Below are 12,399 nucleotides of genomic sequence, written 5' to 3' on the forward strand. Positions count from 1 at the left end.
GCGATTCAGACCAGCCGCTTTTTTGTGTACATTCACGAAAGGATTGTTGCTATTCATGTTAGAGTTCCGTAAATTCTCATGGCACGACAAAGATACCTACACTCCCTACTTTCAGGCTTCACCCGTTCATTACGCAGAATACTCCTTCTTCACGCTGTGGGCATGGCTTCACTCTTACCCCCTCGAAATCTCCTGCGGCGAAAATTTATGCTGGCTCAGATCCGGCGGCCCATTGCCGGGAATCTTCGGCCCGGTCGGAAACTGGAATGCTGTAACTGACTGGGGCAAAGAGTTATCATGTTTTGAGCCCGGCGACTTGGTCTACGAAGTTCCCGGAGGAATCAGGGACATCCTCGATGGCAGGGAAGGACTCCGCTTCACAGAGGACAGAGACCAGTACGAATACCTCTACTCGGTGAAAGACTTAGTGGAGCTGAAGGGCAAAACCTACAGGCAGAAGCGCAACAGAGTCCGCGCGTTCCTCGACGGCTACGAATGGGACTACGAGGAACTTACTCCGGCAGTGTTCAGCGAGGTGATGGACTTTCAGGAGAGATGGAGGGTAAGGCGTGAAAGCACGATGACTCCCGACGAGGCAGAATCACTCGACGGAGAGGACGAGGCGATAAGCAACGCATTCAGCAAGTGGGATGAGTTCCAGCTCTGCGGGGGGCTTCTGCGTGTTGACGGGCAGATAATCGCCTACACTATCGCGGAGGAACTTGACCCAGAGAATCTCGACATACATTTTGAGAAGGCGTTTGGCGAGTACGCGGGGAGCTATCAGGCCATAAACTACATGTTCCTGAAGAATCACGGCGCAAAGTACAAGTTCGTGAACCGCGAGGAAGACATGGGAGAACCCGGCCTGCGTGAAGCGAAGGAGTCATATCATCCGACAATTATGCTGGAGAAGTACCAGATGGAAATCTTGTAGGACGGGTGAACTTATCGCATGATATTCATAGTTATCGGTGTAATCGTAGCTGTCGCGGTTGGGGCATTCCTGCGGCAGCAATCCAGACAGTCAGCGCAGACCACTCCGACTGAGGAGTCTCATCCTCCGTTCGGGCAGATAGACATTCCTGCGGTTGAGGTCTCTGATGAAGATGAAGGCTACACGCTCACGGCCAAGCCCGTAACCTCGCCGGAGCTTGCGTCGGGAGCAACGTACTCATCACACGCACCTGCTGGGGAAGAGTCGCCTTACGGACGTTCCAGCGAGCCGAGAAAGCAGGCACAGCCCGCCGCGAATCTTCTCAGGTGGTGCGGGAGGACGGGCATCATCCAGCTCGAGAACTTCGCCGTTCCCAACCCCGTAGCGTACTGGTCGAACGGAGACCCCGCAACTCAGGAGCCCTCGTGCATTGACGTAACGCTTCCAGTGCTCTTCCCGCAGCCCGGCGAACAGTTACCGGCGGAAGGTGCTGCATCGTACGCGGAGATGTCGCCTATGCAGAGAGGAATCTATCTCACGTGGCTTTCCGGCGCGCGCATACAGCCCCCGTTGCACATGTGCTACCCTGCGCTGTGGCTTTACGGCATCGAGAGACGTACAATCGTCGACAAACTAGACCTGCCGATGTGTATAAGCGAGTCGTTCAGGCTTCTTCCGTTACTGCGGTGGGACGCGCTCAAGGACAAGCTGATAACGTTCATCACATGGCTCGCGGTCAAGGTGTGGCTTCCTGATGAAGACCTGCTGGGCTTCTGCAGAAGACTTAACTCCGTGCCTGAAGGACTGCTCGACATCCTAATGAACTCCTACGCAAACTCAATGCTTCCCCTTCCGTCAGCAGTTGCCTTCACGATAATACGAACTTCCGCAAAACTTCACAGGGAGGATGAACCAGTAATCCCCCATTCCGACGAAGACTTAAAGACTTTCACGCCGATCTACAAGGACTTGTGCAACGGCGGACTTGTGCTGATAAAGCCTGAAGAGATGCTCAGGCTCAACTACACTCCCTCCAACCCGTCAATAGAGCTCAGCGACAAGGACAAAGAGCCGGTAGAGATTCCCGACTTCTTCAGCAACCTTGCGCCGTTCAAGCCGCTTGTTGATGCGTGGGAAGTTTTCCTGACGGCCAAGAAGCAGGAACAGCCCGTGCCGGACTTGTCCGACATTGCGGAACGCCCGGACTTCGAGGGATTCATCAAGAGCCTGCGCCCTGAAGGCAGCGACATTCCGTTAATCACGAACCTTGAGGCACTCGGAAAACTTATGAAGTTCGACACGTCTCCGGGCACGAAGCTGAGCGGCAAGGAGAGAAAGTCTGTCGTGGACACCGCGCAGGTTGAGGGCTGGCAGATTGTGCCGGACTTAGGGGTCTCGGGGAGAAACTACAACTGGCAGGACAGAATACTCTTCCTCGAACTTGCGCCGGGTACTCTTCTGCCTCACAGCTACCGTGTCGCGTCGTTTATGCTGGAGTTCATATGCGCGTCGATTGCGGCGGATGAAGACAGAGTGTTTGAGCCCCTCCGGCAGAGGATGAATGAATTTTTCCCGCTGAGCGAGGACGACAACATACGGCTTGAGGCACAGAAGCCGCTGAACCTTCCGACGCAATACGGGCCGGAGTTCTACGGGGAGTTTCTGTGTTCGTGGCTGTCCGAGAAGGAGCGCAAGGCCGTGCGGAATCTCGCGCTTGATGCCGTGAGCCTGCTGACCGGCTACGGCGGAAATCCTGAGGTCAACTCGATACTGTGCGAGGTTCTCGGCCTTCGGGAGGACGAGGAGATTCCCGAAAAAGACCTGAAGAAGTCCCCGAAGGACAAGGGAGCAGAAGTCATGAAGATGATGGCGTTACTGTTCAAGAACGGATAAGCAGAATTTCTCTACACGGCAGGCCATCTCCTGAACCGTGATAATTTTCTCAGGGTTGAGGGGGCTTGCCGTTCCTTCCTCGAAGAATCTTCGTATAGCCTCGCGCCACGCCGACACATCCCCGTCCGGCACTAACTCACCTTCCGCAAAGTCCCGCAGTGCCTCAAGGTCAGACGCAATCACCGGCAGTCCGATGCTCAACGCTTCCAGCACCACAAGCCCCATCCCCTCGCTGTGCGACGGAAACAGCAGGCACGACGAGAACGCCATAAACTCCTCCGCGTCGTCGTTGCTCACCGCCCCGTGAAACCTCACACGCTCGCCGATGCCCAAGCTCTCCGCGAGCTCCTCTAGCTCAGCGTGCTGAGACCCTTCACCTAGAACGTCCAAGCTCCACGCGTAACCTTTGAGCTCCGAGAGTGCACGTAATGCGTCGTCGAGCCCCTTAAGCCGCGTCAAGCGTCCGACAAACAGCAGGCGATTCCTCGCCGAGCCCCTGTGTCGGAACTTCGGGGGAGTTATGCCGTTGGGTATTGTGATAACGTTCTGCGGAAGGTAACCCGCGAGGTCATGGCGGACGGCTTCGGAGACGCAGATTACACCGTCAGCATGTCGCAGGGGCAGGAGGCCGGGATTGTGGGAGTAGAACGCGTGAGCAGTCATCAGCCACTTCGAGCCCGTCAGCCTTGCCGCAAGCCACGCCGCCCACGCAGGAACGCGCGAGTGTGCGTGAATCACGTCGAACCGGCCAAGACGCGACAGCCGAAATGCACAGTACAGAACCACAAGCGGATTCTTCCGCCACAACGGAAGGTGAATGCTTCTGATGCCTTCGGGGAGCTCTCGTTCAAGATGCCCGCCCGATGATGCCAGAGTTATATCATGCCCGCGCTTTGAGAGTTCGCGGATAAGGTTCAGCACGTGAAATTCTGCCCCTCCCTCGTCGAAGCCAGGCACAACGTAGAGTATCCTCATGGCATCTCAAGTATCCATTCTGCCGCTCTCTTGGCCTCGTTGAAGTCCTGTCCGTGCTTCTGCTCCGGCTCTGAGAGGAAGTTTACGTAGTCAGGATGCTGTCCCAAGTCAACGATGAGATTCCTGCTCTTCATCACCTCGAACATGTCGTCAAACCTCTTCGGCCCTCCGCCGAACATCTGCTTCATGAACTTCTTGCGTCTCGGAACTCTCAGCAGTCCCACCCTGAAGCCCGCAGTTACCGCCTCAGACACCATCGATACAGAGTCTTCCGTAACCAGCACGTGAGTAGCCTTGCCCATCATCGCGGTCAGTGCGTTCACGCGCGGCTTCTTGGAGAGTATCAGCATGTAGCCCAGCGATGCATCGTTGATGAACATCTTCTCTATCGTGTCGTCGAGAGCTTTTCCCGAACGTCTTGAAGTCGTCAGCAGAATCTTTATGCCGTCAATGTAGCGCAGAGGCCCGAGCGTGTCTTCTGCCCAGATGGAATCGGGATTGTAGTTGTTGTCGCTGCCTCCGACGAGAACCGCAACTATCTTCTTGCCGCCGAACTCACGCCCCGCGAAGAAGTTAGAGCCTATGAGCTCAAGCTCTGAAGGGTAAATGTGATTCGGTGCTCCTAACGTAGTGAGAACGTGCTTGTCTTTAAGGTCATGCTTGTCGTGGCTGGGGATTATCGCGTAGTCGAAGGGTTTTGTGCTGAGAACTGAGGGGGTCATCACAACCGCTGACTTGCTGCCGGTAGCTTTTGCGCTCGCCAGGCAGAACGGTGCTGCGGAACTTCCGGCGGAGATGAACAGCGTACGCGGTGCTGTCCGGCCGATGTTGAGGCCTGCGGCGTAAAGCCAGTTCTGTGCGTAGGAAGCATCATAAACTGTGAGCCCGTGTACAAAGATCTTCAGCTTGAACAGCCAGTCGAGCCCCGTAAGGTGCGGGACGTTTATCGGCTGGTGAAGCTCTCCGCCTCCAAGACGCACGAGCCATTCTGCGATACCTAATGACTGGTGATAGTGCCCGCGTATTCCGTCGCTGATTAACACAATGTGGTCAAATTTCGGCATTCATCAACGCCCTCACTCTCTCCAAATCTTCCGGCGTGTCCACACCTATGCTCTCTTCCCTGCACTCCGTAACCTTTACCTTTATACTGTAACCGTGCTCCAAAATCTTAAGCTGTTCCAACGATTCAGCATCACTCAGCGGAGTCGGGGGAAGTGATACGTACTTCTTCAGGAAATCTATTCTGTAGCCGTAGATCCCTATGTGCTGGTAGTACGGCAGGTTTGATGCGTTGCGCTTGTAGGGGATTGCTGAGCGCGAGAAGTACAGCGTGAACCCGTACTGAGACATTACGACTTTGACGGTGTTAGGGTTGTCGATATCGCCGGTGAGTTCACGGCACAGCGTCGAGCAGTGCGCCCCCCCTAAAAGCTCCGTAACCTCGTCAATCATTCGCGGATTCAGCAGGGGTTCATCTCCCTGAATGTTTATCACTCCGCCAACGTCATAACCTCTTGCGGCCTGTTCGCATCTTGCCGTTCCGTTGGGGAGGTCTGAATCCGTCATGACTGCCTTTCCACCGAAAGACTCGACGCAGTCATAGATTCTCTTGTCATCTGTCGCAACAAGCACATCATAGAGATTTTCTGCGAGTTTCGCGCGCTCGTAAACGTGCTGTATCATCGGTTTTCCGCAGATGTCAGCGAGCGGTTTGCCGGGAAATCTTGTTGATGACCAGCGGGCCGGTATTATTCCGATAACCTTCATGCTATACCTTCTCTCAGAAGTTCGTGAATGTGTACAATTCCTGCAGGTTTGCCGTCCTCTACGGCTATCAGTACGCTGATTTCGTTGTTCTCCATCACTCTAACTGCTTCGGCGGCCAGCGCGTCGGGTGAAATTGTCTTGGGAGTCTTCGTCATTGCGTCCTGTATCAGCGCGTCGAACGCTCCAGCTCCCAGCCTCTCCATGAGCCGCCGCAAATCACCGTCCGTAAATATACCCGTTAATCTGCCCTCTATGTCAACAACGCACACAGCACCATAGCCCTTGCCGGTAATGACAAACAATGCATCCCGAACGCTCACGCCTTCGTGCACGACTGGGAGGCTGTCTCCTGTGCCCATAACGTCGCGGACACGGGTAAGGAGCTTCCGGCCAAGTGCACCGCCAGGGTGGAACAGCGCGAAATCCTCACGTTTCAGCCCGCGCAGAAGCGTAACCATCACCGCCAGAGCATCGCCGATAACCAGTTCAAGCGTCGTGCTGCTCATCGGTGCGAGCTGGAGAGGGTCTCCCTCAGACTCGACGTGCGCATCAAGAACTATGTCGCTGTGTTCGGCAAGGGGTGAGGACATTGCGCCGGTTATGGCAATCATCTTTGCGCCGAGCCTCCTGAAGTGCGGGAGAAGTGCGGTCATCTCTGGTGAAGCTCCGCTGTTGCTGATGAGCAGTCCGACATCCTCGCGCCGAACCATGCCTAAATCACCGTGCGAGGCTTCTGCGGCGTGAAGGAAGAACGACGGAGTACCCAGAGAAGCGAGCGTCGCAGAGATTTTCCGTCCCACGAGGCCGGATTTCCCCAGCCCAACAACCACAACGCGCCCCCTGCATCCGTAGATTAACCGCGCGGCCTTCACGATGTCGGGAGTCAGGCGCTCAGAGGCCGATAGTATCTCGTCTGCCTCCGTCTTCATGAGCGTACGTGCGGCTTCAAGTAATTTGCTGTCAGTGCGGGGCAATCAGTCCCAGTCCTCCTTATTGCGGATTACCAGATTATACAGTGCTCTTATTGCCTGGTTGTAATCCTCGTCAGCAACCCCAATGATAATATTCATGTCGTCCGCTCCCTGCTCTACCATCTTCACCTTGATGCCGACACATGCAAGCGCGTCGAATATCTTGCTGAAGATTCCTTTGGCAGTACCCATTCTTTCGCCGATTATGGCAATCAATGACAGCCCTTTTTCCACAGTTATGCTGTCGGGGCTGACCATGCCCTTAATGTCGTTGAGAATCTGTGCACGCCGGAGGTCAAAGATCGGGTCTTTCAGAATGAGCGACATCTTATGAATACCGGTGAGGTAATGCTGGCAGGCTATGCGGTGCTTCGCGAATATCCCGAAGAGTTTTTCTCCGAAACCGTAAATCTTGTTCATGCCGTACTTGCTGATGTGGAGCGTCGTGAAGTTGCTGTGTCCGGCTATACATGCCGCAATGTTGCGCGAGATATTCTCGGGGAGCTTCGGCGTGATGAGCATTACGCTTTCTTCAGGGTTGTGGGTGCTGCAGATCTTCATAGGGATACCAGCTTCATTGAGCATGAACGACACGTTGTCCTTCACTATCTCTATTCCGACGTAGGTCATCTCTACGGCTTCCATGTAGGTTACGTTCCTGACTATCTCCGAATCGGGAATCACCTCAGGGTCAGCACTGTAGACCTTTGCGTCCTCGCTCCACTTCTCGAACAAGTCGGCTTTTGCGGCACAGGCTATCAGTGCTCCGGCAGTGTCGCAGTCCCCGCGCGTGAAGGTCTTTATCTTCCCGTCAGGTCTCGTACCGTAGAAGCTGGGGATGACTGCGTGGTCAAAGCCGCTCAGGATTTCTCCTGCCGTGCTGAAAGTCTTTTCTGTGTCGGGAGTGCCGTCCCTGCTGAAGAAGATCAGCTTTGACGCATCGATGAACTCCCAGCCCAGAAACGCCGCGAGAATTTTTGCGATGATGTATTCTCCTCTGCTGCCGATGAAGTCTAAATCCATTCCGAGCAGAAGATTTTTCTTCAGCTCAAGTATCTCTGCCTCAACGTCGAAATTCATTCCGAGCCCGCTCACTATCTCTTTGTAGCGGTCAGAGATTTTGCCCAGCATCACGGAATAATCTTCATTGTTCCTGACGGACGCGTGGCACATGTAGAGCATGTCAGTTATGCCGACTTCATCAAGCGTTGCACCCGGCGCGGACACAACAAGATAACGCCGTGCAGGGTCAGCCTTGATTATCTCGAGCGTCTTCTTGACTTCCTCAGAATTTGCCGCTGCGTTTCCTCCGAACCTCGAAACAATTAACTTATTCATCATTTTCACCGCCTTCCGTCAAACTAAAACTCTGCTGTACGTTGTGAACCGCCAGCACTTGGTCAAGGAACTCACCCATAAGGTTTAGGGGTATCATGTTGGGGCCGTCGCTGAGTGCTTCTTTGGGGTTAGGGTGAGTTTCCGCGAAAACTGCATCAATCCCCACACCTGCCGCCGCCCGTGCGAGAGGGAACGCCAGCCGGTAATCTCCCCCGCTCATTCCGCCGAGACCTCCGGGCTGCTGTGCGCTGTGGGTTGCGTCGAACATCACGGGGTAACCGAGTGCACGCATCTTCACTAGGCCTGTCATGTCGACAACGAGCCTGTGATAACCCATGAACGTACCGCGCTCGCAGAAAATCACCTTGTCGTTGCCGGACTCCCTGCACTTGGCCGCGACGTACTGCATGTCTTCAGGGGCAAGGAACTGTGCCTTCTTGATGTTGATGATGCGTCCTGTCTTTGCCGCAGCAGTGAGAAGGTCTGTCTGTCTGCACAGGAAGGCCGGAATTTGTATTATGTCGGCGACTTCACCGGCAGGGGCAGCCTGATGTGATTCGTGAATGTCCGTCAGGATTGGCACTCCGACGGCGGTCTTAATCTCTGCTAGCTGCTCGAGCCCCTTCTCGAGGCCCGGCCCTCTCCATGCGTGGACGGAAGTACGGTTAGCTTTGTCGAATGAAGCCTTGAACACGTAGAGCAAGCCGCGTTCTTCACACAGTCTCTTCATGAACTTTGCGACTCTGAGGCCAAGTTCAGGGCTTTCAAGCGAACAGGGCCCCGCTATTACTGCGAGGCTCCCGTTACCGATAAACTTACCGTCCAGAAAATATGTCCTTACGCTCACGGTTTACGCTTTGCCGTCCGAACCGAACAGGCGGATCTTTGCGCGTACGGTCTCCTTGATGGCCTCAACGCCGGGTGCGAGGAGCTTGCGCGGGTCATAGCCTTTGCCCTGCTTGTCCTTGCCCGCTTCGACGTATGCTCTTGTTGCCGCCGCGAATGCCAGCTGGCACTCCGTGTTGACGTTGACCTTCGACACTCCGAGAGTGATAGCCTTCTTGACCATCTCATCGGGGATGCCTGAGCCGCCATGAAGAACGAGGGGCATAATTCCCGTCTTCTCCTGCACTGCCGCGAGAGTCTCGAAGGATAAGCCCTTCCAGTTCGCGGGGTATACTCCGTGAATGTTGCCGATGCCTGCCGCCAGCATGTCAACGCCGAGATCTGCGATGCGCTTGCACTCGTCGGGGTCTGCACACTCGCCCATTCCTACGACTCCGTCTTCCTCGCCGCCGATTGCTCCGACTTCCGCTTCAATCGTCATGCCGAGCATGTGTGCCGCGTGGGTCAGCTCTACGGTCTTTGCGACGTTCTCGTCAATGGGGAAATGCGAGCCGTCGAACATGATTGACGTGAAGCCGGCCTTGATGCACTTGTACGCGCCTTCGTACGTTCCGTGATCGAGGTGCGTGCAGACGGGTACGGTGATGCCGAGTGAAGCGTCCATCGCCTCAACCATTGCCTGAACGGTGCGGAAACCGCCCATGTACTTGCCTGCGCCTTCGGACACGCCGAGAATTACGGGAGACCTGAGCTCTTCGGCGACCTGAAGAACTGCCTTAGTCCACTCGAGGTTGTTGATGTTGAACTGGCCGACTGCGTAGTGTCCTGCCTTTGCGGCGGTGAGCATCTCTTTTGCGTTTACTAACATGTGAGATTTACCCTCCTGAATTAATTTATGTGGATTGGCTTATAATATCACGAAATCATTATCACGCTATGAGGAGAATTATTAGTATGACAGACCTTGAGCTTGCTACATCCCGAACATGGGCAGAGATTAACCTTGACGACCTCGCACACAACTACACAACATTACGCAGCATACTCACTCCTTCCGCAAAATTCCTCGCCGTCGTAAAAGCCAACGCCTACGGGCACGGAGCAGTACCCTGCGCGCGGAAACTTCAGGAGTGCGGAGCAGACTTTCTCGCCGTCGCAACAGTCCCTGAAGGCGCGGAACTCAGGCAGAACGGCCTCACACTGCCCATTCTGTGTCTTGGCCAAGCCTCCCCTAACATGGCTTCCCTTATGTGCGAATACGGCATCACTCAGGCAGTCGGAGACCTCGAGAACGCACGTGCACTCTCAGATTACGCGGAGGCGAATCGCAGGAAGATTCGTGTTCACGTGAAGATAGATACAGGGATGAGCAGGACGGGCTTCTGGTGGCCGGACGACAAAGAAAGCAAGGAGGACACCGCCCGCGATATAGAGGAGCTGTGCAGTTTGCCGGGCATCGAGGCAGAAGGGCTCTTCACACACTTTGCTGTTGCCGATGACGACAAAGACTTCACACACCTTCAGCTTAACCGTCTTCTTGAAGCAAGGCGATACCTCGCGAAAATCGGCCGGACTTTCAGCATCACTCACGCGGCGGCGAGTGTCGGAACTCTTGATTACCCTGAAGCTCATCTCGACATGGGACGCTTCGGGCTTGTGCTGTACGGTTACGCGTCAACAGAGACCGGCAACAAGGGCAGCACTCTCGGCCTCCGTCCCGTAATGACCCTGAAGAGCAGGATAACTGCAGTGCGCAGACTTCCCGCCGGGACAACGATAAGCTACGGGCGGACGCACACCCTCAAGAGGGATTCTGTGATTGCTGTGCTCCCGATAGGCTACGCTGACGGACTTCACCGCGTTCTGTCCAACAAGTTCAGCGTGAAGGTTCACGGTGCGCTTTGCCCGAACGTAGGACGTGTCTGCATGGACATGACGATGATTGACGTTACGGACATTGACGGCGTTAAGGCGGGTGATGTAGCTGTGGTGTGGGACGAGGAGCTGATTACTGCCGCCGCAAAGAACGCAGGCACAATAATTCACGAGATGGTGTGCAGTCCGTCGCTGAGAGTGCCGCGCGTGTACGTCGAGGACGGGAAGCTGAGGGCATAGGGACATGCTGCCGTTCCGACTGTCTCCGGCGTACAAGAATTACCTCTGGGGTGGAACGAGGCTGCTCGAGGAGTGGGCCAAGACTTCGGGCACTGAGACACTCGCCGAGAGCTGGGAGCTCGCTTCGCATCCCGACGGGGACAGCGTAGTTCTTGACGGCGAAATGAAGGGATTGACGCTCTCTGAGGCAGTGAGGCAGCATCCCGCGATAGTCTCGCCAGCCTTCACGCCGCACGATACCTTTCCGCTGATGGTCAAGCTTATCGACGCACAGAAGCCCCTCTCAGTTCAGGTGCACCCGTTCAACGACTACGCACGCAGGGTGGAGAACAGCAAGGGCAAGACTGAGGCATGGTACATTCTGGATCATGACGATGGAGCGTACATCTATCTTGGCTTCCGGAAGAGCGTATCACGCTGGGAGTTCGAGCAGGCCATCATTAACGGCACAGCAACTGACCTTCTGCGGAAAGTTTACGTGAAGACGGGAGACCTGTACTTCATTCCTGCAGGGACAATCCACGCCATAGGTGCAGGGATACTTCTCGCCGAGATTCAGGAGAACAGCAACATCACCTACAGAGTTTACGATTACGGGCGGTTAGGGGCTGACGGGAAGCCTCGAGAGCTCCACATCGCGAAGGCACTCGACGTAACCAACACCTTCCCGCTGAACATCATTCCTCCGGGTCGTAACGGCAACGTCATCGTTGACTGCAACAAGTTTCGTGTCGAGAAGGTTAGAGCTCCGTACGAGGGGCGGGCTGGCGGAAGGTTCAGGTTCGTGCTGTGCATTGACGGCGTGGGTGAGTTTGCGTGCGGAGGGTTCGCGTGCGGGCTTAGGAAGGGCGGGAATATCTACGTGCCCGGCGACTGTGAGGAGAGTTTCCGGCTTGAGGGAGACTGCGTGTGCCTGATAACAAAAACGCCCCTCCTGTGAGCGTACAGGAAGGGCAGATGTTGTCGCCTAGTAGTTCTCTGCGCGAATCTCGAAGTACGAGCCCGGGTGCGCACACACGGGACACACCGCCGGAGCTTTCGTCCCGACAACGATGTGCCCGCAGTTCCTGCACTCCCACACCTTCACTTCACTGCGCGCAAATACTTCCTGCGCCTCTACGTTCTTCAACAGTGCGCGGTAACGCTCCTCGTGGTGCTTCTCGATTGCCGCTACCATCCTGAACTTCGCCGCCAGTGCCTTGAAGCCCTCTTCCTCCGCAGTCTTCGCGAAGCCCTCGTACATGTCGGTCCACTCGTAGTTCTCGCCGTCAGCCGCCGCCGCCAAGTTCTCCGCAGTCGTGCCGATGCCGTCCAGTTCTCCGAACCAGATCTCCGCGTGTTCCTTCTCGTTCGCCGCCGTCTGAAGGAATATCGCCGCTATCTGCTCGAAGCCTTCCTTCTTGGCTACTGACGCAAAGTACGTGTACTTGTTGCGCGCCTGCGACTCTCCTGCAAATGCCGCCTGCAGGTTCTTCTCGGTCTGAGTTCCTGCATACTTGTTCGCCATATTGTTTTGCCCTCCTCTGATTTGGTGCAATGAAGTTATCCGCGTAT

General features: G+C 55.5%; 12 protein-coding genes. 4 read left to right on the plus strand and 8 right to left on the minus strand.

Annotation, left to right across the window (positions count from 1 at the left end; translation table 11 throughout):
- Positions 1 to 55: 55 nt before the first annotated feature.
- On the plus strand, positions 56 to 937 hold the full coding sequence (locus IJT02_07590) for a DUF2156 domain-containing protein (GenBank protein ID MBQ7544787.1): 882 nt from the start codon (positions 56 to 58) through the stop codon (positions 935 to 937).
- A gap of 18 nt (positions 938 to 955) precedes the next feature.
- Positions 956 to 2,830, plus strand: a complete 1,875-nt coding sequence (locus IJT02_07595) for a TerB N-terminal domain-containing protein (GenBank protein ID MBQ7544788.1) — start codon at positions 956 to 958, stop codon at positions 2,828 to 2,830.
- On the opposite strand, the gene IJT02_07600 is transcribed toward IJT02_07595, so the two are convergent.
- From IJT02_07600 to fba, 7 genes are read right to left on the minus strand one after another with little or no spacing between them, the layout of a single operon-like run.
- Positions 2,810 to 3,805, minus strand: a complete 996-nt coding sequence (locus IJT02_07600; GenBank protein ID MBQ7544789.1) for a glycosyltransferase — start codon at positions 3,803 to 3,805, stop codon at positions 2,810 to 2,812. The genes IJT02_07595 and IJT02_07600 overlap by 21 nt on opposite strands.
- Entirely contained in the window at positions 3,802 to 4,869 is a 1,068-nt protein-coding gene (locus tag IJT02_07605) for a mitochondrial fission ELM1 family protein (protein MBQ7544790.1), read from the minus strand. The genes IJT02_07600 and IJT02_07605 overlap by 4 nt, the downstream gene beginning before the upstream one ends.
- Complete coding sequence (gene kdsB / locus IJT02_07610) at positions 4,856 to 5,575, minus strand: 3-deoxy-manno-octulosonate cytidylyltransferase (GenBank protein ID MBQ7544791.1); 720 nt, start codon at positions 5,573 to 5,575, stop codon at positions 4,856 to 4,858. The genes IJT02_07605 and kdsB overlap by 14 nt, the downstream gene beginning before the upstream one ends.
- Positions 5,572 to 6,504, minus strand: coding sequence for a KpsF/GutQ family sugar-phosphate isomerase (locus tag IJT02_07615; protein MBQ7544792.1), 933 nt, complete (start codon positions 6,502 to 6,504; stop codon positions 5,572 to 5,574). The genes kdsB and IJT02_07615 overlap by 4 nt, the downstream gene beginning before the upstream one ends.
- A gap of 45 nt (positions 6,505 to 6,549) precedes the next feature.
- Positions 6,550 to 7,887, minus strand: coding sequence for a hypothetical protein (locus IJT02_07620; protein ID MBQ7544793.1), 1,338 nt, complete (start codon positions 7,885 to 7,887; stop codon positions 6,550 to 6,552).
- Entirely contained in the window at positions 7,877 to 8,710 is an 834-nt protein-coding gene (gene kdsA, locus IJT02_07625) for a 3-deoxy-8-phosphooctulonate synthase (protein ID MBQ7544794.1), read from the minus strand. The genes IJT02_07620 and kdsA overlap by 11 nt, the downstream gene beginning before the upstream one ends.
- 24 nt (positions 8,711 to 8,734) lie before the next feature.
- The gene (fba, locus tag IJT02_07630) at positions 8,735 to 9,598 is read right to left on the minus strand and encodes a class II fructose-1,6-bisphosphate aldolase (GenBank protein MBQ7544795.1); all 864 of its coding nucleotides are present in this window, start codon (positions 9,596 to 9,598) and stop codon (positions 8,735 to 8,737) included.
- A gap of 86 nt (positions 9,599 to 9,684) precedes the next feature.
- Between fba and alr the strand changes: the two genes are divergently transcribed.
- Both alr and IJT02_07640 read left to right on the plus strand, forming a co-directional pair.
- Positions 9,685 to 10,845 (plus strand): alanine racemase, encoded by a 1,161-nt coding sequence (alr, locus tag IJT02_07635; GenBank protein ID MBQ7544796.1) that lies wholly within the window; start codon positions 9,685 to 9,687, stop codon positions 10,843 to 10,845.
- A gap of 4 nt (positions 10,846 to 10,849) precedes the next feature.
- Positions 10,850 to 11,785, plus strand: a complete 936-nt coding sequence (locus IJT02_07640) for a class I mannose-6-phosphate isomerase (GenBank protein ID MBQ7544797.1) — start codon at positions 10,850 to 10,852, stop codon at positions 11,783 to 11,785.
- 27 nt (positions 11,786 to 11,812) lie between these two features.
- Here the strand turns inward: IJT02_07640 and IJT02_07645 are convergent, their stop codons facing one another.
- Positions 11,813 to 12,352 (minus strand): rubrerythrin family protein, encoded by a 540-nt coding sequence (locus IJT02_07645; protein ID MBQ7544798.1) that lies wholly within the window; start codon positions 12,350 to 12,352, stop codon positions 11,813 to 11,815.
- Between the last annotated feature and the right edge of the window lie 47 nt (positions 12,353 to 12,399).

This window comes from Synergistaceae bacterium, assembly GCA_017450125.1.
In the GTDB taxonomy this organism is placed as follows: domain Bacteria; phylum Synergistota; class Synergistia; order Synergistales; family Aminobacteriaceae; genus JAFUXM01.